The 22275-nt window shown below is 66.0% G+C and carries 23 protein-coding genes; 21 read left to right on the top strand and 2 right to left on the bottom strand.

All coding sequences use genetic code 11. The features are described 5' to 3' along the window. Positions 1–65: 65 nt before the first annotated feature. From BLM15_RS07415 to BLM15_RS07390, 6 genes are all read left to right on the top strand, one after another. Entirely contained in the window at positions 66–1526 is a 1461-nt protein-coding gene (locus BLM15_RS07415; protein ID WP_126111776.1) for a M81 family metallopeptidase, read from the top strand. Beyond that, entirely contained in the window at positions 1517–2821 is a 1305-nt protein-coding gene (locus BLM15_RS07410; RefSeq protein WP_126111775.1) for an alanine racemase, read from the top strand. Before BLM15_RS07415 ends, BLM15_RS07410 begins: the two co-directional genes overlap by 10 nt. Before the next feature lie 187 nt (positions 2822–3008). Then, the gene (locus tag BLM15_RS07405; RefSeq protein ID WP_236846601.1) at positions 3009–4517 is read left to right on the top strand and encodes a M81 family metallopeptidase; all 1509 of its coding nucleotides are present in this window, start codon (positions 3009–3011) and stop codon (positions 4515–4517) included. A gap of 30 nt (positions 4518–4547) precedes the next feature. After that, complete coding sequence (locus tag BLM15_RS07400) at positions 4548–6089, top strand: ABC transporter substrate-binding protein (protein WP_206438615.1); 1542 nt, start codon at positions 4548–4550, stop codon at positions 6087–6089. Between the two features lie 46 nt (positions 6090–6135). Continuing rightward, positions 6136–7014: an ABC transporter permease gene (locus BLM15_RS07395; protein ID WP_126111772.1), complete on the top strand. Its 879-nt coding sequence runs from the start codon at positions 6136–6138 to the stop codon at positions 7012–7014. After that, positions 7011–7958, top strand: coding sequence for an ABC transporter permease (locus BLM15_RS07390; protein WP_126111771.1), 948 nt, complete (start codon positions 7011–7013; stop codon positions 7956–7958). The genes BLM15_RS07395 and BLM15_RS07390 overlap by 4 nt, the downstream gene beginning before the upstream one ends. An 8-nt stretch (positions 7959–7966) precedes the next feature. Here BLM15_RS07390 and BLM15_RS07385 read toward each other — a convergent pair whose 3' ends face one another. Further along, positions 7967–8749, bottom strand: coding sequence for an IclR family transcriptional regulator (locus BLM15_RS07385; RefSeq protein WP_126111770.1), 783 nt, complete (start codon positions 8747–8749; stop codon positions 7967–7969). A 108-nt stretch (positions 8750–8857) separates the two neighbouring features. On the opposite strand from BLM15_RS07385, the gene BLM15_RS07380 reads away from it, so the two are divergent. Beyond that, on the top strand, positions 8858–10198 hold the full coding sequence (locus tag BLM15_RS07380) for an aspartate aminotransferase family protein (protein ID WP_236846600.1): 1341 nt from the start codon (positions 8858–8860) through the stop codon (positions 10196–10198). Positions 10199–10349: 151 nt separating this feature from the next. Next, positions 10350–10709 (top strand): hypothetical protein, encoded by a 360-nt coding sequence (locus BLM15_RS07375; RefSeq protein WP_126111769.1) that lies wholly within the window; start codon positions 10350–10352, stop codon positions 10707–10709. A gap of 66 nt (positions 10710–10775) precedes the next feature. Here the strand turns inward: BLM15_RS07375 and BLM15_RS07370 are convergent, their stop codons facing one another. Beyond that, positions 10776–11321 carry a YcbK family protein gene (locus BLM15_RS07370; RefSeq protein ID WP_164547423.1) on the bottom strand — a complete coding sequence of 182 codons (546 nt, stop codon included), beginning with the start codon at positions 11319–11321 and terminating at the stop codon, positions 10776–10778. Between the two features lie 486 nt (positions 11322–11807). Between BLM15_RS07370 and BLM15_RS07365 the strand changes: the two genes are divergently transcribed. The 13 genes from BLM15_RS07365 to BLM15_RS07305 all read left to right on the top strand — a co-directional run bounded on the left by BLM15_RS07365 (position 11808) and on the right by BLM15_RS07305 (position 22273). After that, positions 11808–12173: an NADH-quinone oxidoreductase subunit A gene (locus tag BLM15_RS07365; RefSeq protein ID WP_126116101.1), complete on the top strand. Its 366-nt coding sequence runs from the start codon at positions 11808–11810 to the stop codon at positions 12171–12173. Between the two features lie 77 nt (positions 12174–12250). Beyond that, positions 12251–12829, top strand: coding sequence for a NuoB/complex I 20 kDa subunit family protein (locus BLM15_RS07360; RefSeq protein WP_126111765.1), 579 nt, complete (start codon positions 12251–12253; stop codon positions 12827–12829). Beyond that, positions 12826–13149, top strand: a complete 324-nt coding sequence (locus BLM15_RS07355) for a hypothetical protein (RefSeq protein ID WP_126111763.1) — start codon at positions 12826–12828, stop codon at positions 13147–13149. Before BLM15_RS07360 ends, BLM15_RS07355 begins: the two co-directional genes overlap by 4 nt. Positions 13150–13153: 4 nt before the next feature. Next, positions 13154–13759: an NADH-quinone oxidoreductase subunit C gene (locus BLM15_RS07350; protein WP_126111761.1), complete on the top strand. Its 606-nt coding sequence runs from the start codon at positions 13154–13156 to the stop codon at positions 13757–13759. A gap of 4 nt (positions 13760–13763) precedes the next feature. Continuing rightward, positions 13764–14216, top strand: a complete 453-nt coding sequence (locus BLM15_RS07345; RefSeq protein WP_126111759.1) for a GFA family protein — start codon at positions 13764–13766, stop codon at positions 14214–14216. Then, a complete protein-coding gene (locus tag BLM15_RS07340; RefSeq protein ID WP_126111757.1) occupies positions 14213–14620 on the top strand; it encodes a hypothetical protein in 408 nt (135 codons plus the stop codon). Before BLM15_RS07345 ends, BLM15_RS07340 begins: the two co-directional genes overlap by 4 nt. Positions 14621–14623: 3 nt before the next feature. Further along, positions 14624–15814: an NADH-quinone oxidoreductase subunit D gene (locus BLM15_RS07335; RefSeq protein WP_126111755.1), complete on the top strand. Its 1191-nt coding sequence runs from the start codon at positions 14624–14626 to the stop codon at positions 15812–15814. A 152-nt stretch (positions 15815–15966) separates the two neighbouring features. Continuing rightward, positions 15967–16365, top strand: a complete 399-nt coding sequence (locus BLM15_RS07330; protein ID WP_126111753.1) for a hypothetical protein — start codon at positions 15967–15969, stop codon at positions 16363–16365. Between the two features lie 14 nt (positions 16366–16379). After that, positions 16380–17624 carry an NADH-quinone oxidoreductase subunit NuoE gene (gene nuoE, locus BLM15_RS07325; protein WP_126111751.1) on the top strand — a complete coding sequence of 415 codons (1245 nt, stop codon included), beginning with the start codon at positions 16380–16382 and terminating at the stop codon, positions 17622–17624. Between the two features lie 10 nt (positions 17625–17634). Then, a complete protein-coding gene (gene nuoF / locus BLM15_RS07320; protein ID WP_092154251.1) occupies positions 17635–18939 on the top strand; it encodes an NADH-quinone oxidoreductase subunit NuoF in 1305 nt (434 codons plus the stop codon). Between the two features lie 4 nt (positions 18940–18943). Beyond that, a complete protein-coding gene (nuoG, locus tag BLM15_RS07315; RefSeq protein WP_126111749.1) occupies positions 18944–21007 on the top strand; it encodes an NADH-quinone oxidoreductase subunit NuoG in 2064 nt (687 codons plus the stop codon). A gap of 7 nt (positions 21008–21014) precedes the next feature. Then, on the top strand, positions 21015–22034 hold the full coding sequence (gene nuoH / locus BLM15_RS07310; protein ID WP_126111747.1) for an NADH-quinone oxidoreductase subunit NuoH: 1020 nt from the start codon (positions 21015–21017) through the stop codon (positions 22032–22034). Then, on the top strand, positions 22034–22273 hold the full coding sequence (locus tag BLM15_RS07305) for a hypothetical protein (RefSeq protein WP_126111745.1): 240 nt from the start codon (positions 22034–22036) through the stop codon (positions 22271–22273). Before nuoH ends, BLM15_RS07305 begins: the two co-directional genes overlap by 1 nt. Positions 22274–22275: the final 2 nt, after the last annotated feature.

Genomic DNA, 22275 nt, shown 5'->3' with positions numbered 1-22275 from the left:
CCCGGTTTCATGACCGCGCCGGCGAACGAAGGGCGGGCGTTGGCGCTGCTCTGGAACGGACCCGCATGCGCGTCTTCACTGCGTCGCTGGCGACGGAAACCAACACCTTCGCACCGCTCTATGTCGACCGCAGCGCTTTCGAGAGCGCCTTCTACTGCCCGCCCGGCACCCACCCCGATACGCCGACGCTGTGCTCGGCGCCGATCGTCGCGGCGCGCCACCGCGCCGCCAGCGAGGGCTATGAGCTTGTCGAGGGCACCGCGACCTGGGCTGAGCCGGCCGGGCTCGTCTCGCGCGACGGCTATGAGAGCCTGCGTGACGAGATTTTGGGTCAGCTGCAAACCGCCTTGCCGATCGATATCGTGCTGCTTGGCCTGCACGGCGCGATGGTGGCGCAGGGCTACGATGATTGCGAAGGCGATCTGATCGCTAGGGTGCGGGCGCTCGCCGGGCCGGACTGCGTCATAGGCGTCGAGCTCGACATGCATTGTCATCTCAGCGCGCAGATGGTCGACGGCGCCGACATCATCATCGCCTTCAAGGAGTTCCCGCACACCGATTTCCTGGCGCGGGCTGAGGATCTGCTGGAACTCTGCCTCAGGACGGCGCGCGGCGAGGTGACCCCGGCGAGTGCCGTCTTCGATTGCCGTGGGCTCGCCGCCTTCATGACCAGCCGTGAACCCGGCCGCAGCTTCGTCGATCGGATCATGGCGATGGAGGGCCGGGACGGCATCCTTAGCATCTCTGTCGCGCACGGCTTCCAGGCAGCCGATGTCGCCGATGTCGGCAGCAAGGTGCTGGTCATCACCGATGGCGACCGGGACAAGGCCGCGGCGCTGGCCAAGCGGCTGGGGCTCGAGATCCTCGGCTGGGGGCAGGGCGGTTCGCCCAAACACTACAAGCCGGACGAGGGCATCGCTGCGGCGCTGGCCTCGGCCGAGCCGGGCAGGCCCGTCATTCTCGCCGATCGCTGGGATAATCCCGGCGGCGGCGTCGCCGGCGATTCCTCCGTGATGGTCGAGGCGCTGCTGCGCCATCCCGATATCCCGGCGGCGATCGGGGCGCTCTGGGACCCCATCGCGGTGAACCTGTGTCGTGCTGCCGGTGCCGGCGCGGAGATCCCGCTGCGCTTCGCCGGCAAGGCGGCGCCGACCTCCGGCCGGCCGATCGACGCGATCGTGCAGATCATCGGGACGACCGCGGACCTGCTGATCCCATTCGAGCAGAGCTGGGTCTCGCTCGGTCCTGCCGCGGCGATCCGGGTCGGCAAGCTCGACATCGTGCTGGCCTCGACCCGTGCCCAGACTTTCAGCCCACCGGTCTTTACCGATCTCGGCGTCGATCTAACGGCGAAGACGCTGGTCGTGGTGAAGTCCTCGAACCATTTCCACGCCGCCTTCGCGCCGATCGCCGCGAGCGTGCTCTATCTCGACAGTGGCGGGCCCTATCCGCCCGACGCCAGCAAGATCCCCTACACCAAGGTCAAACGCCCTTTTTCTCCACTGGATCCGAACCCATGGCTGTAGACTCTCATGCCGCCCTGCCGCGCCTGTCGCTTGGCGAGATAGAAGATCAGCACATCGATGGGACCATCAAGGGCGTGCCGCCCGGAGTGTCCTTGCGGCTCGGTGATATCGGGCGTCAGGGCTGGAACCTCCTCGCCAACGACATGCCGATGCCGCTCGCCGTCATTCGCGAGAGCGTGCTGAAGGCCAACAGCGCCTGGATGGCTGCCTTTACTGCCGCCAACGACCTGCTGATCGCCCCACACGGCAAGACGACGATGGCACCGCAGCTCTTCGACCTCCAGATCGCCGACGGCGCCTGGGCGATCACGGTTGCGACCGTACAGCAGCTCGCAGTCTGCCGCCGTTTCGGCGTCAAACGGGTCATCCTCGCCAACCAGCCGGTCGGCCGGCAGGAGATCGCCGCCTGTTTCGATGCCCTGCGGGAGCCGGGTTTCGAGCTCTACTGCCTTGCCGACAGCATCGCCGGCGTCGAGCTGCTGGCGGAAGTGGCCGCGGGGCATCGCAACGCCAACCCGCTGCGCATCCTCGTCGAGATCGGCTTCATGGGTGGGCGCACCGGCGCGCGCAGCCGCGAAGAAGCTCTGGCGGTGGCGCGCGCCGTTGCAGCCTCGCCGGGGCTGCGGCTTGCCGGCTTCGAATGCTTCGAAGGCCTGCTCAGCGAACTGAAGGCTGCCGATCGGTTGCTCGACGAAGTGGTCTCGGCGGCCGCGGCGGCCGAAGCCGAAGGGCTGCTCGGCCCTGAACCGATGGTGCTGAGCGCCGGTGGGACCTCGCTGTTCGACCGCGCCGGTGAGCGCTTCAACGCCGCGTCCTTCAAGCGGTCGATCCTCAAGCTGCTGCGCTCCGGCTGCTATCTCACTCATGATTCAACGACCTACACGGCCTCGTTCCGCCGGATCACCATGGAGACCAGCCTCGCCCTGCCGCCGGGTGGGCTGGAGCCGGCGCTGGAGGTCTGGGCCTATGTCCAGTCGCGGCCCGAGCGCGGGCGCAGCCTGCTCACCGTCGGCAAGCGCGACATCAGCTACGATTCCGGGCTGCCGGTGCCGCTGCGCTGGTATCGGCCGGGCGGCGCGATGGCGCGCCCGGAGCCGATGCCGGCCGGGCACACCGTGCTCGCGCTCAACGACCAGCATTGCCATCTCGGCACGCCGCTTGAGAGCCCGCTGCAGGTCGGCGACATGGTCGCCTTCGGCATCGGCCATCCCTGCACGACCTTCGACAAATGGGGGCTGCTGATGCTGGTCGACGACGCCTATCACGTGACGGGGGCGATCCGGACCTTCTTCTGATCGCGTGTTTCTTGACGTGAAACCGTCGATCCTTGACGTGAAATAACTGCGGCAACTACGCTTTTGATCAGGTTGCGAGCCTCCCGTCTCGGCGAATGGGCCTTGCCAAAGCGAGACTTGAGAGGTTGCGGACCACCGCATGCGATCGGCGGTCCGGCGGTGGTTGGCGGATGTCCGGGAGGTCGATGTGCGTCTGGCCCTGATCCACATTGTGCAGGAGACGAACGACTTCAATCCGGTGCTGACGACGCTCGCCGATTTCCAGGCCTTCGGGCTCTATGAGGGCGAGGACATCGCCCGGCATTTCGGCGATATCGGCCAGATCGGCGGTCACTACGCCGCCATCCGGGAGTCGGGGCTCGCAGTCGAGACCATCCCGATCATCCGCGCCTGGGCGGTCGCCGGCGGGCGGATTTCGCGGGAGGCCTTCGACTTCTTCCAGGAGAAGATCCGTATCGGCCTCGAAGCGATCGGGCCGATCGACGGGCTCATCCTGCATCTGCATGGCGCCTGCGCCGCCGAGGGCGTGGACGATGTCGAGGGCGAGCAGGCCGAGCTCTGCCGGCAGGTCCTTGGCCCCGATGTCCCGATCCTGCTCGGGCTCGATCACCACGCCAACGTCACGCACAAGATAATCGCCAATTGCACGGCCATCGTCGGCCACCGCACCCAGCCGCATGATGTCTTCGACACCGGTAAGGTCGGCACGCAGGTTCTGCTGCGCATCCTGACCGGCAAGCTGAAACCGGTCATGGCCTGGCGCAAGATCCCGCTGCTCTCGCATCAGGAGCAGTTCCTGACCTCCAAGGGCCCGATGAAGCGCTGGTTCGACCAAGCGAGGGCGTTCGAAGCCGATCCGCGCGTCTTGCAGGCCTCGAACTATCCGATGCAGCCCTGGCTCGACGTCGCCGAAGGCGGCTGGTCGACCATCGTCGTCACCGATGGCGACCAGGCCCTGGCCGAGCGGTTGGCAGACGAGCTCGCCGATCTCGCCTGGTCGATGCGCGACGATTTCCAGATCCGGGAGGCGGTCTCGGTCGACGCCGCCGTGCGCGGAGCGGACGCCGCCGAGCGCGGCATGGTCGTGCTCAGCGACACCGGCGACACGGTCTTCGGCGGCGCAGCCGGCGACAGCAACCTGCTCCTTGAGTCGATGCTGCGGCAAGACATCAAGAGCCGCGCCCTGATCCCGCTGATCTCGCCGCAAGCGGTCGCGACATTGGTCGCGGCGGGCGAGGGCGCCGAAGTGACCTTGCCCCTCGGCGGCCACGCCGCGATCGCGTTCTTCAAGCCGTTGATGGTGACCGGTCGGGTGCGGCGGGTCGGCGGCGGGCCGGTCCGGCTGGATTATAATCACCAGCCGGAGGTCGACATGGGCCGCGTCGTGATCTTCGACGTCGGACCTGTGACCTTGCTGATCAGCGAACTCCGCGGCGTCGCCGGCAATGTGCCGGGTGTCTACGAGGCCTTCGGCATCGATCTCGCCGACTACAAGATGGCGGTGCTCAAGACGGCCTCGAACTTCCAGTACTTCGCTCCGATCACCTCGCAGGTGATCCGCGCCGACACGCGTGGACCGGGGCAGTCTGATGTCTTCACTTTGCCGTGGCAGCGCATTCCACGACCTGTCTACCCACTGGAAACGATAAGCGACTGGCGGGCGCATTCGTCCCAGCCGGGAGCGGGAACGGGCTGATTGTCGACCTAACAAAAAGAGGGGAGAGCGATGATGAAGCTGTCGCGACGTCAATTCTGCATGACCGGTCTCGCCCTTGCGGGAGCCGCGCCGCTGCTGGCGGCCGGCCCGGCCTTCGCCCAGCAGCTCAAGGGCGGCGCGTTACGCGTTGGGGTGCTCAGCGAGCTCGCCAATTTCGACCCGCAGCAGCTCTCGACGGTCAATTTCCACGTCATCAAGAACCTCTATGACAGCCTGATCGAGTACACGCCGGACGGAAAGCCGCAGCCCAGCCTCGCAACCGAGTGGAAAATCGCACCCGACAAGACCTCGGTCAGCCTGACGCTGCGCGACGGCGTCACCTTCCACAGCGGCGCGCCGTTCAAGTCGGATTCCGTGCTGGCGACGTTGCAGAAGGGCGCCGATCCCAAGCGCGGCAAGAACGTCTTCTCGACCATGTCGATCGTCAAGGACTGGTCGGCGCCGGACGAGCGCTCGGTGGTGATCAACTTCAAGGCGCCGGCGCCCGAGCGCCAGATCCTCGACCTCCTGCAGTTCCTGATCCCGATCGAGGCCAAGGGCATCGATACGGTCGAGACCGTGCCGGCCGGCACCGGGCCCTTCACGCTGGTCAGCCGCGCTGTCGGCCAGGGGCTGACGCTCAAGGCCAATCCGAAATACTGGCGCGAGAAGCAGCCGATCGCACAGGACCTCGTCTTCACCGTGTTCAGCGAGGATGCCGCCGCCACCGCCGCGCTGGAATCGGGCGCGGTCGACATCGTCTATAACGGCTCCTCGCGCAGTGCCGTCAGGTTGAAGGGCGCCGGCTATCAGGTCTTCGCCGGGCCGGGTCCGCTGGTGCAGGTCTTCCGCATCAACTCGACGCGCGGCCCCTTCCGCAACAAGTCGTTCCGGCAGGCCTTCAACCATCTGATGGACCGCGCTAGCATCCTGCGTGTCGGCTATGCCGGCATGGGCAAGGTCGTGGCGCTGCCCTGGGCGCCGGCGAGCCCGGCCTTCGACGACAATTACACCAAGACCTACGCCTATGACCTTGAAAAGGCGAAGAAGCTGATCACAGCCTCCGGCCTGTCCGCCGATGAAATGAAGGGCTGGAAACTGCTGGTGAACGGCAGCGACGAGGCCTCCGTGGCGATCAGCCAGATCGTGCAGGGCTCGTTGCAGAAGGTCGGCGTGCCCATCGAACTCGATATGCGCCAGGGCGCCGAATACGTCACCGCGCTGCTCGGCGGCGACTTCGCCGCAACCTTCGGCGCGGTCGGCAATGTCCAGAAATTCCCGTCGCGGGTCACGACCAACTCGATCTATCGCACCTCCGGCAACCCGATCCTCAAGGATCCGCACCCGCATCCGGACTATGTCGCGGCGATCGCCAAGGTCGACGCCGCCGCTGGCGGCGAGGCGGAGGTGAAGGCGGCCTATGACAACCTCAACCGCGTGATGGTCGAGGAGGCCTTCGGGATTCCGACCAATTCCTACGATGTCGGCCTGGTCGTCGCCTCCGAGAAGATCGGCGGTATCACGCTCGATATCGACAACCTCTTCATCGCCCGTACCATCGGATTCAAATGAGGTGGTGGAGCGCCGCACCGCCAGCTGACAGCCTGCGCGGCGCGCGATGACAGAGATGTTGGCGGCCGCGATGAACCTGCTGCGCCGGCTGCTCGCCCGGCGCGGCCCTGCGCTGAGTCTTGCCTTCCTGACCCTGGTTGCGCTGACAGCAACCTTCGCCGGCCTCCTGCCGCTCGACCCGCTGGCGCAGAGCATCGCGGATTCGCTGAAGCCGCCCTCGGCCGAGGCCTGGTTCGGCACCGACGAGCTCGGCCGCGATATCCTCGCCCGCGTCGTCTACGGCGCCCGCACCTCGCTGCTCACCGCTTTCGGCGCCGTCCTGATCGCGGCGCTGATCGGCATTCCGGTCGGGCTGGTCGCGGGATTCTATGGAGACTGGCGCGACTCGCTGCTGATGCGCTGCATCGACGTTCTGCTCGCGCTGCCGAACATCCTCTTCGCCATGGCGCTGATCGCGGTGCTCGGGCGCAGTCAGGGCGCGGCGCTGATCGCCGTCGGCATCGCCGGCATCCCTGGCTTCGCCCGCATCGCGCGGGCGCAGGTGATGGCGCTGCGCCAGCTCGATTTCGTCATGGCGGTGCGCAGCTTCGGCGGCGGTCCCGGCTACATCATGGTCCGGACCTTGCTGCCCAACATCCTCAGCCCGCTTGTGGTCCAGGCGATCGTGCTGGCCTCGATCGCGATCCTGCTCGAGGCCGCGCTCGCCTTCCTCGGCGTCGGCGTGCCGCCGCCGACGCCAAGCTGGGGTGAGATGCTGCGTACCGGCAAATCCTATCTCTATGAGGCGCCGAGCTATGCGGTGCTTCCCGGCCTTGTCCTGACGCTCACCATCCTCTCCTTCGATACGATCGGCCGGGCGCTGACCGCGATCCTCGACCGGGACGAGACCGATGCCTCCGGCGCGACGATCGGGGGCCGGCGATGACGTCTTACGTCCTGCGTCGCCTCGCCCAGATGCTGCCGGTGCTACTGATCGCCTCCTTCGCGATCTTCGCGATGATCTATGCCGTGCCGGGCGGGCCGGTCGCGGTCATCGCCGGCGAGAACGCCACGGCGGAGGAGATCGCCGAGGTGACCCGGCGCTTCGGCTTCGACCGGCCGATGGTGGTGCAATATGCCGACTGGCTCGGGCGGGCGCTCACCGGCGATTTCGGCCTGTCGCTGCACAGCCGCCAATCGGTGCTGCAACTGATCGGCGAGCGCCTGCCAGCAACGCTGCAGCTTGCGCTCTGCGCCATCCTTGTCGCGCTCGTGATCGGCATCCCCGTCGCGATCGCCAGCGCGGTCAGGCCGAGTTCCTGGCTCGACCGCGTGCTCAGCGGCTGGAGCGCGCTGGCGCTCGGCGTGCCGACCTTCTGGCTCGGCATCCTGCTGATCCTGCTCTTCGCCGTCGAATTGCGCTGGCTGCCCTCGGCCTCGCGCTATGTCCCGCTCTGGCAATCGCCGCTCGATGCCCTGCGCAGCCTGGCTCTGCCGGCGCTGACGCTCGGCGTTTATGTCTCAGGGGTGCTCGGGCGCTTCCTGCGCGCGTCGCTGATCGGCGAGGCGCGGGCGGACTATGTCCGCACCGCCCGCGCCAAGGGCGTGCCGGAGAAGCGCGTCGTCGGCCTGCACATCATGCGCAACGCGCTGCTGCCCTTCGTTACCATCGTCGGGCTGATGATGGCGCATTTCATCGGCGGCGCCGTGGTGACCGAGGCGGTCTTCACCTATCCCGGCCTCGGACGCTTGTTGATCCAGGCGATCACCACCCGCGACTATCCGCTGATCCAGGGCTGCATCCTGGTGATCCTGATCGCCTACATGCTGATCAACCTCGCGGTCGACATGCTCTACGCCTGGATCGACCCGCGGATCGAATACCGATGAGCGCGGCTTCAAACCGCCGGCTGCGAGCCGAGATGTGCCGAGATGCCGGCCGCGATTTCGCGCAGTCGCGCCCCAGCCTTGGCCGCGAGCGAATGCGGCATCCGCATCAATGGCGCCGAGATCGAGAGCGCCGCGACGGGATACCCATGCTCGTCGAGGATCGGCGCGCCGATGCACATGGCACCATCCTCGTTCTCGCCCATCTCGGTGGCATAGCCGGTCCGCGCCACCTGTCGCAGCTGCCGCTCGATCTCCTCGCGTTCGAGCAGGGTTCGGCCGGTGCGCTCGGTCAACGGCAGGTCGAGCTGGCGTTGCCGTTCCGCCTCGGGCAGGAAGGCGAGAATCGCCTTGCCGAGCGCGGTGGAGTGCATCGGATGGCTGTCGCCGATGCGGGCTTGCATCCTGAGCGAGCGATTGGCCTCGATCAGGTCGATATAAACGATCGTGCCGTTGCCCTTGACCGCCAGGTTCACCGTCTCGTTGAACTCGTGCATCAGCTCGGTCATCGCCGGGCGGGCGAGGGTGCGGATCTTGCTGACGCTGGCATCGGCGCGGGCGATGGCGCGCATCTGCGGGCCGAGCGTGTAGCGATCGGTCGCCCGGTTGTGGTCGAGGAACTTGGCGGCCGTCAGCGTCTGCAGATAGCGGAAGGTCGTCGTCTTCGGGATCCGCAATTCCTTGCTGACGGCGGTGAGCGCGATCTCATGGCCGTGGCGAGCGACGAGCTCAAGCACCCTCAGCGCCTTCATCACCGGCTGCACGACGTAAGGATTCTCGCTCGCCTTCGGCATGGCCGCTCCGGTCGTTTCCCGAACGATGAGCCGGCATAGCCAGCGCCATTGAATTCCGCAACACGAAACCGGCGTTCCTTTACGCGGACGAGGCGGTTTGATCTGCTCGTGCAGATTGCAGCGGAGGCGGTGGACGTGGCAGCGAACGGCACCCAGCAGGCGGGAACATTGCGTTTCGAGGAATCGGCCCGGCAGATCACCGAGAATGCGCGTTTCATTGCAGGCGGCGTGAACAGCAATTTCCGCCTCGGCATGGCGCCGGGACCGCTGGTCTTCGAGCGCGGCGAGGGCGCCTATCTGATCGACGTCGATGGCAACCGGATCATCGACTATTACTGCGGCATGGGCGCGACCGTGCTCGGCCATACGCCTGCGCCGGTGCTGGAAGCGGTCAGGAAACAGGCGGAAAAAGGCATTCTCTTCGCCGGTCAGGCGCCGATCGAATACGAGGCGGCAAAGCTGATCTGCGAGCGCGTGCCTTCGGCCGAGCGGCTGCGCTTCGGCTCATCTGGTTCGGAGGTGGCGCAGGCGGCGATCCGGCTCGCCCGCGCCGCCACCGGTCGGCGGACCATCGTGAAGTTCGAGGGGCACTATCACGGCTGGTTCGACAACATCCTCTGGTCCACCGCGCCGGGGCTGAATGCGGCCGGGCCGGAGGATGTGCCGACCCCCGTGATCGGCAGCAAGGGCCAGGACCCGGAGGCGGGCGAGGGGCTCTCCATTCTCGGCTGGAACGATCTTGCAGCGCTGGAGGCGCGCCTCGCCAGGGGCGACGTCGCCGCGGTGCTGATGGAGCCGGCGATGTGCAATCAAGGCGCCATCGCCCCGGCTCCCGGCTATCTCGAAGGCGCGCTCGTCGCCTGCCGCAAGCACGGCGCGCTCCTGATCTTTGACGAGGTCATCACCGGCTTCCGGCTAGGCCGCGGCGGTGCACAGGAACGTTTCGGCGTCACGCCCGATCTCACCCTCATGGCCAAGGCGATCGCCAACGGCTTTCCGGTCGCGGCGATCGCCGGCCGAGCCGATCTCGTCGATATGTTCGCCGATGGGGTGTTGCACGGCGGCACGTTCAACGCCCAGCCGATCGCGATGGCGGCGATGGTCGCGACGCAGAAGCTGCTGACGCCCGAGCACTATGAGCGCAGCTCCGCCCATGGCCAGCGCCTGCAGGACGGCATCCGCACGATCCTGGCGGACACTGGCATCAAGGCGCAGGTCGTCGGCTTCCCGCTGGTCTTCCATGTCGCCTTCGGACTCGACGCGCCGGCGCGGAACTACCGGGACGTCGCCCGCTCCGACAAGGTCGCCTACAGCCGCTTCGCCCATGCGCTGCTCAGGCGTGGCGTGCGCGTGCTGGAGCGCGGCGCCTGGTTCGTGTCCTCGGAACATGACGCGGCGGTCGTCGACGCCACGCTTGAAGCGGTGCGGCAGGCAGCCAGGGAAGTCTAGTCGTCCCGTCGCGTGCCTGTAGGCAAATTTGTTCATTCGGGTTCTGTTCAGCCAGACACAATCAAGGTGTTGTCCGGGCTTATGGGAACAATTCCTGTTCGCGGCGGTTGCTGTCGAGGCTCGGTCTGCCCGGGCATTTGGAGGTAACAGGATGCGCAAACGGACTTTCATCGCGGTCATGATTGGCGCTTTGGCTTTGTCGGGCCCGCTTCTGGCGTCGCCCGCTCACGAATCCGCGCCGGCCGGTGAGGCTGCGATCGCCCGTGCGCTCGACGGTCTCGACGTCGCGTTCACGCGCCATACGCGCGAGCACCGGATGTGGGAAATCCAACGGAATCTCGAGCGGCAGAATCGCGGCCGCGGCTATGGCGGGCGCGGCTACGATCGTGACTATGGCTATGGGCGTGGACGCGGCTACGATCGTGGTTATGGCAATAGGCGCGGCTACGATGGCTATGGCGGGAGAGGTTATATCCGCGGAGGCGATCCCTACCGCGGCAGCACCTACTGAAGCGTCGCCGTCCTCGGACAGCATCGGACTGAAGTAGGTATCGCCTCTTTCAGTCCGATGCCTTGCCTACCAAGGCCGGCGCGGGCCGGTGTCGATATGGATCAGCCCGTTCCAATAGACCTTGTGGCCGCCGACCTCGGGCAGGTTGCGGGCCCATTCCAGGACAGTGCGCGGCCTGACGCCGGGCACCCGGAAGTCCATCGCCTCGCAGCGCTTGTGATAGGAGCCGCGCCGCGCCCGCCAGGGCGGACGCCAGGTCGAGGTCACCTTCACTGCTCCATATTTGTCCGAGATCTTGCCGAGAATGGTCTTCAGGACGGACGGCAGGCAGACGATCGAGGTTCCGGGATCGGTCGAGATGCCTGGTCTGTCAGGTTTTTCGTTGGGGTCGAAGGGCGGCTCCTCCGCGGTCTGTCCCGGCGTGCGCTGCGGCCACTCCGGTCCCTCATCGTCATCGGGCTCGGGCTGGGCGAGCGTGGGCGCCGGCCCCGGCGTCGTTGCCAGGCTGGCTTCGATCGGAGGGGCCGGGACAACCACGATCGGTGGCGCGCCCGGCTTGATCTGCAGGTCGAGATCGAAGGGGCGTTCGGGCGGCAGGGGGGCGAGCATCATCTGCGCTGCGGCCGGTCCGCTGAACGCCATCCCGGCGAAACAGGTGCCAGCCAGCACGACTCTCCGCATGGCAATCACGAGGCGCGGGATGCCGGTGGCGGGAAAGCGGCCACGATGCCGCGATCACGATGCGTTGTTGGCCTCGGCATTCCCGCAGCGGTGCTCCTGACGCGTCGGCAGCACTCGCCGACGAATCGTGCCGGCGCCGAAGACTGACGTTACGTCCCCGTTTGCCACGCTTCGACGCGCCGCGACAACCGCCTTACGTCAGGCGTGATCGGTCGTGAGGATCGCGGTCGAAACGCCCGAGAATCGTGACACTTTCCCGAGCCGGGCCGACATATGCGGCAAAGACATGGCGATAGCCGCGTTGTGCGGCGCGGCGAACCCTTGCGTGATTCTAAAGCAGGGTCTAATCGACTGGCGAGATTGAGGGCGCCGCCTCGGCGCCAGGTTGAAGCGGGGTGACAGATGCAAGCTCTTCCTGTGCAGTCCCTGCTGTCGGACTACCTGCCCCTGGTCATCTTCATCGGCCTGTCGATCGTGATTGGCCTGGCGCTTCTGATCGCGCCGTTCGCCGTTGCCTATTCCAAGCCCGATGCCGAGAAGCTCTCGGCCTATGAATGCGGCTTCAACGCTTTCGACGATGCGCGCATGAAGTTCGACGTGCGCTTCTATCTCGTCGCCATCCTCTTCATCATCTTCGATCTCGAGGTCGCCTTCCTCTTCCCGTGGGCGGTCGCCTTCGGTGGCCTCGGCTGGTTCGGCTTCTGGTCGATGATGATCTTCCTCGGCGTGCTGACCGTCGGCTTCGTCTACGAGTGGCGCAAGGGCGCGCTCGAGTGGGACTGACCATTTGTCGCGCAGCCTGATACCGTCCTGTCACCGTTCTTACATTCGACGAAAGCTAAAGGTTCGAACTGATGGCCATGACAGCGATCGATCGCGGTGATCCGCTCGTCGCGCCGGCGCCCAGGGGCCTGCTTGGCCCGGACGGCAAGCCGGTCGGCACGCGCGACCCCTTCTTCGTCGAGATCAACAACGAGCTGGCTGACAAGGGCTTTCTGGTCACGGCGACCGACGACCTGATCAACTGGTCGCGCACCGGCTCGCTGATGTGGATGACCTTCGGCCTCGCCTGCTGCGCGGTCGAGATGATGCAGCTCTCCATGCCGCGCTACGATGTCGAGCGCTTCGGCTTCGCGCCGCGCGCCTCGCCGCGCCAATCCGACGTGATGATCGTCGCCGGCACGCTGACCAACAAGATGGCTCCAGCTCTGCGCAAGGTCTACGACCAGATGCCGGAGCCGCGCTACGTCATCTCCATGGGCTCCTGCGCCAATGGCGGTGGCTACTACCATTACAGCTATTCGGTGGTACGCGGCTGTGACCGCATCGTGCCGATCGACGTCTATGTGCCGGGCTGCCCGCCGACCGCGGAAGCGCTGCTCTATGGCGTGCTGCTGCTGCAGAAGAAGATTCGGCGGACGGGGACGATCGAGCGGTGAGCGAAGCTGGCGCCAGCGTGATGCGGCAGTGGCGGGCAAGAGCCACGCCGGAGGGAGCGCTCGCCTATCGCGCGCATCTCGCCGGTTCGGTGCTGCCGCAGCTGCAGGCGCTCGCCGGGTTCCGGGGCGTTGCACTGCTCAATCGCCCGGTTTCTGGCGAGGTCGAGATTACCGTGCAGACCCGCTGGGACAGTATGGCGGCGATCGCGCCCTTCGCGCCGCCGGATCTGGAAGCTGCAGTGGTCGAGCCGGCGGCGGCGGCCGTGCTGTTGAGCTATGATGACGTGGTGACGCATCACCAGGTCATTCTCGAAGGATGATGCGATGAGCGAAGCGCTCGTGACATTGGGCGAAGAGATCAAGGCGGCGCTGCCCGGCGCTGTGACCGACATCGCCGTCGCCTATGACGAGCTCACCGTGCTCGCCGAGGCCGCCGAGATCGTTCGGGTCCTTAAGACCCTGTACGACGATTCACGCTTCCGCTTCGTCAATTTCACCGATATCGCCGGCGCCGACTATCCGCAGCGCGAGAAGCGCTTCGAGGTCGTCTACCACCTGCTCTCGCCGCGTCATAACCAGCGCGTGCGCGTCAAGGTTCAGACTGACGAAGCGACCCCGGTCCCTTCCGTGATCGAGGTCTTCCCGGCGGCGAACTGGTACGAGCGCGAGGCCTACGACTTCTACGGCATCCTGTTCTCGAACCATCCGGATCTGCGCCGCATCCTCACCGACTACGGTTTCGAGGGCTATCCGCTGCGCAAGGACTTCCCGCTGACCGGCTTCGTCGAGGTCCGCTATGACGACGAGCAGAAGCGCGTCGTCTACGAGCCGGTGAAGCTGAACCAGGAGTTCCGTAACTTCGACTTCCTCTCGCCCTGGGAAGGGACCGAATACGTCCTGCCGGGCGACGAGAAGGCCAAGGCGGGCTGACGCGATGGGCGAAGGCGACAAACTCTCAGGCGGCTGTCTCTGCGGCTCCGTTCGCTTCACGGCGACGATGGCCAAGCCGGAGATGGACGTCTGCCATTGCGACATGTGCCGCAAATGGAGCGGCGGCGTGCTGATGACCGTGCCGTGCACGGACCTCGCCGTCGCCGACCAAACGCATCTTGCCGTCTACCCTTCGTCCGAATGGGGCGAGCGCGTTTTTTGCCGGAGCTGCGGAACCAGCCTGCTCTGGCGTCAGCGGTCCGGGCAGGGGCCTGTCGCGGTGGCGTTCCCGAGCCTCGACAACCCTGCCGACCTCGTCTTCGCCGAAGAGATCTTCATCGACGAGAAGCCCGCCATCTACGCCTTCGCGGGCGAGCGCCGGCGCAAGACCGGCGAGCAGGTGATCGCAGAGTTCACGGCTCAGTTCGGAGCGCAGCAGGCCGGAGGGCGCGAATGATGAACGCCTTTCGCTATCGCCGCGGATTGAAGAGCCTGGCGGCCATTTTGCTCGTGGCTTTGGCCCCGGCTGCATGGGCTCAGCAAACGCGCTCAGTGACGGTGCGCCTCCCGAACGGACAGGAAACGACCCTGATGGGCGTTCAGGTCTTTCGGATGGCCTTGGCGGCGGAGCATGTTCTGAAGGCCTGCGCTTCGCAGATCGTGCGCTCGGCCGTGGCCGACCCCTCCTATGTTCGAAGCATGTTGAGCCAGGCCGCGACGCTGCCGAGTTACGATCGCGAAGAGGTTCTCGCGGCGGCTTCGGAAAATTCAGCGAATGCCACCGCCTGCAAGCGATATGCGGGCCGTCTCAAATCCGATCCGCTTGAGAACATCTTTCTCAAGCCACAACAGCGGTCCTGACCGATGACCGAACACAACATCCGCAACTTCTCGATCAATTTCGGCCCGCAGCATCCGGCGGCGCACGGCGTTCTGCGCCTGGTGCTGGAACTGGACGGCGAGATCGTCGAGCGCGTCGATCCGCATATCGGCCTGCTGCATCGCGGCACCGAGAAGCTGATCGAGCACAAGACCTATCTCCAGGCCCTGCCCTATTTCGACCGGCTCGACTACGTCGCGCCGATGAACCAGGAGCACGCCTACTCGCTCGCGGTCGAGAAGCTGATGGGCGTGACCGTGCCGCGTCGTGGCCAGCTGATCCGCGTGCTCTATTCCGAGATCGGCCGCATCCTCTCGCACATCCTTAACGTCACCACGCAGGCCATGGACGTCGGCGCGCTCACCCCGCCGCTCTGGGGCTTCGAGGAGCGCGAGAAGCTGATGATCTTCTACGAGCGCGCCTGCGGCGCGCGCATGCACGCCGCCTATGTCCGGCCGGGCGGCGTCCACCAGGACCTGCCGACCTCGCTGATCCACGACATCGCCGAATGGTGCGACCCGTTCCTCAAGGTCTGCGACGATCTCGAGACCCTGCTCACCGACAACCGCATCTTCAAGCAGCGCAATGTCGATATCGGCGTCGTCGATCTCGAGACCTGCTGGAAATGGGGCTTTTCGGGCGTGATGGTGCGCGGCTCCGGCGCGCCCTGGGACCTGCGCAAGTCGCAGCCCTATGAGTGCTACGAGGAGATGGAATTCGACATCCCCGTCGGCAAGAACGGCGACTGCTACGACCGCTACTGCATCCGCATGGAAGAGATGCGCCAGTCGGTCCGCATCATGAAGCAGTGCTGCAAGAAGCTGCTCTCGGCCGATGGCGGCGGGCCGATCTCCTCGCTCGACGGCAAGATGGTGCCGCCCAAGCGTGGCGAGATGAAGCGCTCGATGGAAGCGCTGATCCACCACTTCAAGCTCTACACCGAGGGCTACAAGGTGCCCGAGGGCGAGGTCTACGCCGCCGTCGAGGCGCCCAAGGGCGAATTCGGCGTCTATCTCGTCTCCGACGGTACCAACAAGCCCTATCGCTGCAAGATCAAGGCACCCGGCTTCGCCCATCTCCAGGCCATGGATTTCATGTGCCGCAAGCACATGCTTGCCGACGTCTCCGCGATCCTCGGCTCCCTCGACATCGTGTTCGGGGAGGTCGATCGGTGACGCGAGGCTCAGCTACAAGCGGAGCTCGGCTCGGGCGTTACGTGCTCGGCCTGTGGCTTGCTGCGCCGGCTGTCATGCTCTTGGGCGCGCCGCCGACTGTTGCGCAACCTGCCTACGACCCTCAACGAGGCGGCTTGCAGCCCCAGCGAACCATGCAGCGCCTGAAGACTACACGGCGCAGCCTGCAGGAGGTGGAATCTGCTGGGTTTCGGTATGCTGGGGGCGGTGGCGTCGGAGCCTTTGTCTATTATGTCTACCGTCGGGCCGACGGTGCCGAGTATCACTGCAAGCAGGTCTATTTGTCGGTCGGCGATTGCTATCCTCAAACACCGCCGCATTTGCGCCCAATACCGCGCCACGTCGGCATTCCATTCCTGAAGAATGCCGGCTTCGAGTATGGTGGCATCAACTATGCCAACGGCAGGGTTGAGCACATTTACCGCCAGCCGCAGGGCGGAACCGTCTATCTCTGTCCCAATGAAGGCCCTGAAAGTTGTCGTGTCAGCTCTGCTGTGCGGCCGCGTGCGGGTGCCCGCGTTGGTCTGAACTAACCGTTGGATCGAACATGTCCGTCCGTCGTCTCGCGCCTGATCACGTTCAGCCTGCCTCCTTCGCCTTCACCGCGGCGAACGAGAACTGGGCCGATCAGCAGATCGCCAAATATCCCGAAGGCCGCCAGGCCTCGGCTGTGATCCCGCTGCTGTGGAAGGCGCAGGAGCAGCATGATGGCTGGCTGCCGCGCGCCGCGATCGAGGAGGTCGCCCGCAAGCTCGGCATGGCTCCGATGCGGGTGCTGGAGGTCGCGACCTTCTACACCATGTTCAGCCTGCAGCCGGTGGGCGAGCACTTCATCCAGCTTTGCGGCACGACGCCTTGCGCGCTGCGCGGTGCCGAGGCGCTGAAGAAGGTCTGCGAGGACGTCATTGGTCCGCAATCGACCGTCACCGCTGACGGCAAGCTCTCCTGGCTCGAAGTCGAATGCCTCGGTGCCTGCTGCAACGCCCCGATGGCGCAGATCAATTTCGACTACTACGAAGACCTGACGCCCGAGAATTTCCGCAAGCTCCTCGGCGACCTGCGCGAGGGCCGCCCGACCAAGCCTGGCCCGCAGGTCGACCGCTCCTGCTCGGAGCCGCTCGGCGGCGGCGATACGCTGAAGGATCCGGCCCTCTTTGATGGCTCGGTGATCGGTGCCGGCGACTGGCAGAAGCGTATCGCCAGGCAGCGCGAGGACGCGATCAAGATCGCCAGCGAGAAGGCTGCGGCCGAGGCCAAGGCCAAGGCGGAAGCCGAGGTGGCCGCGGCGACCGCCAAGGCCGGGCCGACCGACGTCAAGACAGCGCCGGCGCCCGAGGTCGCGGCTCCCGGCCGCCCGAAGCCGTCCGAGCCGAAGCAGCCGGCCAGCGCCGCGCAGGACACCCCGTCCGCGACCAGCAAGGCGATCAAGGACACACCTGCCAAGGGTACAGCTGAGAAGGCGCCGACGGCCAAGGCGGCCCCTGCCGCCGAGCCGGCTCCCGCCGTGGCTGAATCCAAGCCGCAGCTGCTGGCCGCGGCCCGCGGCGGCAAGGGTGACGATCTCGAATTGATCTGGGGCGTTGGTCCCAAGCTCGGCAAGATGCTCAATGAAATGGGCATCTGGCACTTTGACCAGGTCGCCGCCTGGACCCCGGCCGAGCTCGCCTGGGTCGATGCAAGGCTGACCGGATTCAAGGGCAGGGCCGTGCGCGATGACTGGATTTCGCAGGCGAAGAAGCTTTCGACAGGCTGGCGGCCGGAATCGGCCCTCGGCGACAAGCCGGTGAAGTGAGGCGACGACAATGCTGGCTGATCGCGACCGCATTTTCACCAATCTCTACGGGCTGCACGACCTGTCGCTGAAGGGCGCCATGCAGCGTGGCGCCTGGGACGGCACCAAGTTCCTGCTCGAGCAGGGGCGCGACTGGATCATCGACGAGATGAAGAAGTCGGGCCTGCGCGGGCGTGGTGGCGCCGGCTTCCCGACCGGCCTGAAATGGTCGTTCATGCCCAAGCAAAGCGACGGACGCCCGCATTATCTGGTCGTCAACGCCGACGAGTCGGAGCCGGGCACCTGCAAGGATCGCGAGATCATGCGCAACGACCCGCATACGCTGGTCGAGGGCTGCCTGATCGCTTCTTTCGCCATGGGCGCGCATGCGGCCTATATCTACATCCGCGGCGAATATGTCCGCGAGCGCGAGGCGCTGCAGCGCGCCGTCGACGAGGCCTATGAGGCGAACCTCATCGGCAAGAACAACAAGCACGGCTATCCCTTTGATCTTTATGTGCATCACGGCGCCGGCGCCTATATCTGCGGTGAAGAGACGGCGCTGCTCGAGAGCCTCGAGGGCAAGAAGGGCATGCCGCGGCTGAAGCCGCCTTTCCCAGCCAATGTCGGCCTCTATGGCTGCCCGACCACCGTCAACAACGTCGAGTCGATCGCGGTCGCGCCGACCATCCTGCGCCGCGGCGCGAGTTGGTTCTCCTCGATCGGCACGCCCAACAATGTCGGCACCAAGCTGTTCTGCGTCTCGGGCCATGTGAACAAGCCCTGCAACGTCGAAGAGGCGATGGGCCTGACCTTCCGAGAGCTGATCGACCGCCATTGCGGCGGTATCCGCGGTGGCTGGGACAATCTCAAGGCGGTCATCCCAGGCGGCTCCTCGGTCCGCATGGTTCCGGCCGAGCAGATCATCGACACGCCGATGGATTTCGACTCGCTCTCGAAGCTGAAGTCGGGCCTCGGCACGGCGGCGGTGATCGTCATGGACAAGTCGACAGACATCATCCGCGCCATCGCCCGCATCAGCTATTTCTACAAGCATGAGAGCTGCGGCCAGTGCACGCCCTGCCGCGAGGGCACCGGCTGGATGTGGCGCGTCGTCAACCGCATGGCCGAGGGGCGCGCCCAGAAGCGCGAGATCGACATGCTGCTCGATGTCTCCAAGCAGATCGAGGGCCACACCATCTGCGCGCTCGGCGATGCTGCCGCCTGGCCGATCCAGGGCCTGATCAATCATTTCCGTCACGAGATCGAGCAGCGCATCGACGACTATGCCGCCAACCCGCATGGCGAGCCGGTCAGGCTCATGGCGGCGGAGTGAGACCATGACCAAACTCCTCATCGACGGCATCGAGGTCGACGTTCCGCCGGAGTACACGGTGCTCCAGGCCTGCGAGGCGGCGGGCGCCGAGGTGCCGCGCTTCTGCTTCCATGAGCGGCTCTCGATTGCCGGCAATTGCCGCATGTGCCTGGTCGAGGTGAAGGGCGGCCCGCCGAAGCCGCAGGCCTCCTGCGCCATCGGCGTGCGCGACCTGCGTCCCGGCCCGAACGGCGAGCCGCCGGTGGTGCTGACCAAGTCGCCCATGGTCAAGAAGGCGCGCGAAGGGGTGATGGAGTTCCTGCTCATCAACCACCCGCTCGACTGCCCGATCTGCGATCAGGGCGGTGAGTGCGACCTGCAGGACCAGGCGATGGCCTACGGCGTCGACACATCGCGCTATGCCGAGAACAAGCGCGCCGTCGAGGACAAGTATATCGGTCCGCTGGTCAAGACCTCGATGACGCGCTGCATCCAGTGCACGCGCTGCGTCCGCTTCACCACCGAGGTCGCCGGTGCCTCCGACCTCGGCGCCATCGGCCGTGGCGAGGACATGGAGATCACCACCTATCTCGAGCACGCGATGAGCTCGGAGCTGCAGGGCAATGTCGTCGACCTCTGCCCGGTCGGCGCCCTGACCTCCAAGCCCTACCAGAACAAGGCCCGGCCCTGGGAGCTGACCAAGACCGAATCCATCGACGTGATGGACGCGGTCGGCTCGGCGATCCGCGTCGACTCGCGTGGCCGTGAGGTGATGCGCGTGCTGCCGCGCGTCAACGAGGCGGTGAACGAGGAGTGGATCTCCGACAAGACCCGTCACATCGCCGACGGTCTCAGGACGCAGCGCCTTGACCAACCCTATATCCGCGAGCACGGACACCTGCGGCCGGCGAGCTGGACCGAGGCGCTGGCGCTGGTCGCGAGCAAGCTCAAGACCGCCAAGCCCGAGCGCATCGGCGGAATCGCCGGCGACCTTGCCGCGGTCGAGGAGATGTATGCGCTTAAAAGCCTGATCGCGGGCCTTGGCTCGAACAACCTCGACTGCCGCCAGGACGGGACGAAGCTCGATCCGGCCTTCGGTCGCGCTGCTTACATCCTCAACGCCGGCATCGCCGGCATCGAGGATGCGACCTCGCTGCTGATCATCGGCTCGAACCCGCGCCGCGAGGCACCGATCGTCAACGCCCGCATCCGCAAGCGCTGGCTGCGCGGTGACTTCAAGGTCTCGCTGATCGGCGAGAAGGTCGACCTGACCTATGCCTATGACTATCTCGGCGCTGGCCCTGAGACGCTGGCCGATCTGGTCAAGCGTGCCGGCGCGGCCGGCGAGCGGCCGATGGTACTGATCGGGCAGGGCGCTCTGACCCGCGCCGACGGCGCCGCCGTGCTCTCGCTTGCGGCCAAGGCCGCCGACCTGCTCGGCGCGGTCAAGGATGGCTGGAATGGCTTTGGCGTGCTGCACACGGCCGCCGCCCGCGTCGGTGGTCTCGATCTCGGCTTCGTGCCGGGTGAAAGTGGTCTCGACGTTGCCGGCATGACGGCGGCGGGTGCGCTCGACGTGCTCTTCCTGCTCGGTGCCGACGAGATCGAGGTGCCGGCCGGCGCCTTCGTGATCTACCAGGGCAGCCATGGCGACAAGGGCGCGCATCGTGCCGACGTGATCCTGCCGGGCGCGGCTTACACCGAGAAGTCCGGCACCTACGTCAACACCGAAGGACGGGTGCAGATGGCGGCCCGCGCCACCTTCCCGCCCGGCGATGCCAAGGAGGACTGGGCGATCCTGCGGGCGCTCTCGGCCTCGCTCGGCAAGCCGCTGCCCTTCGATTCGCTCGGGGCGCTGCGCCGCGAGCTCTACGCCGCGCATCCGCATTTCGCCGCCGTCGATGCGGTGGCGGAGGGCGATCGCGGCGGCCTGGCGAAGCTGGCCGGGCAGGGCGGTGCGACCGACAAGGCGGGCTTTGCCCCGGCCGTCAGCGACTTCTACACCACGAACCCCATCGCCCGCGCTTCGGCGGTGATGGCGGAATGCTCGGCGCTGGCCTCCGGCCGCATGCGCCAGGCGGCGGAGTAAGCCTAAGATGAACTGGGACCTCGTCCTCGACCTTGCGATCATCGCCGGCAAAAGCCTGCTCCTGCTGGTCTGCCTGCTGGTCTTCATCGCCTTCATCCTGCTCGCCGACCGGAAGATCTGGGCGGCGGTCCAGCTGCGGCGCGGCCCGAACGTAGTTGGTCCGTTCGGTCTGTTCCAGAGCTTCGCCGACCTCTTGAAGTTCGTCTTCAAGGAGCCGATCATCCCCTCCAGCGCCAATAAGGGCGTGTTTTTGCTGGCGCCGCTGATCTCCTGCGTGCTGGCGCTGGCAGCCTGGGCGGTGATCCCGGTGGCGGAAGGCTGGGCGATCGCCGACATCAATGTCGGCGTCCTCTACATTTTCGCGATCTCCTCGCTCGGCGTTTACGGCGTCATCATGGGCGGCTGGGCCTCGAACTCGAAGTATCCGTTCCTCGGCGCGCTGCGCTCGGCGGCGCAGATGGTCTCCTACGAGGTCTCGATCGGCTTCGTCATCATCACCGTCCTGCTCTGCGTCGGCTCGCTCAACCTCTCGGCGATCGTCGAGGCGCAGAACTCGAAGGCCGGCCTGTTCGGCTGGTACTGGCTGCCGCTCTTCCCGATGTTCATCGTCTTCTTCATCTCGGCGCTGGCCGAGACGAACCGGCCGCCCTTCGATCTGCCGGAAGCGGAATCGGAGCTCGTTGCCGGCTTCATGGTCGAGTACTCCTCGACGCCGTACCTGCTGTTCATGCTCGGCGAATACGTGGCGATCATGACCATGTGCTCGCTGACCACGATCCTGTTCCTCGGTGGCTGGCTGCCGCCATTCCCGATCGCGCCCTTCACCTGGCTGCCGGGCGTGTTCTGGTTCGCGCTCAAGATCTGCCTGGTCTTCTTCATGTTCGCGATGGTGAAGGCCTTCGTGCCGCGCTACCGCTATGATCAGCTGATGCGGCTGGGCTGGAAGGTCTTCCTGCCGCTGTCGCTGGCGTCGGTCGTCGTGGTGGCGGCAGTGCTGCAGATCACCGGTTGGGGCCCCGCTCCCTGATGGCGGGGCAGGCTGGCCTGATCGGAGCTCTTATCGGCTTCGTCGTCGGTCTGATCGAGTATCGGCTTGTCACGGGTGTTGTGGTTGCGAGCTTACGTCGCACCGACAACTCGCAGACGCAGGCTGAGAAGGATGATTACGAGCGGCGCATCCGCCTGTTGAAGGCGGCGGTGCTGGTGGTTTCGGTGGGTGGATTGCCTATCGTCGGTTACCTGATCGGCCGGGCATTGTTCGGTTGAGA

Source organism: Bosea sp. Tri-49, assembly GCF_003952665.1.
Classification (GTDB): domain Bacteria; phylum Pseudomonadota; class Alphaproteobacteria; order Rhizobiales; family Beijerinckiaceae; genus Allobosea.
Note: the sequence above shows the minus strand (reverse complement) of the source record. Positions and strands in the feature narration are given on the sequence as shown.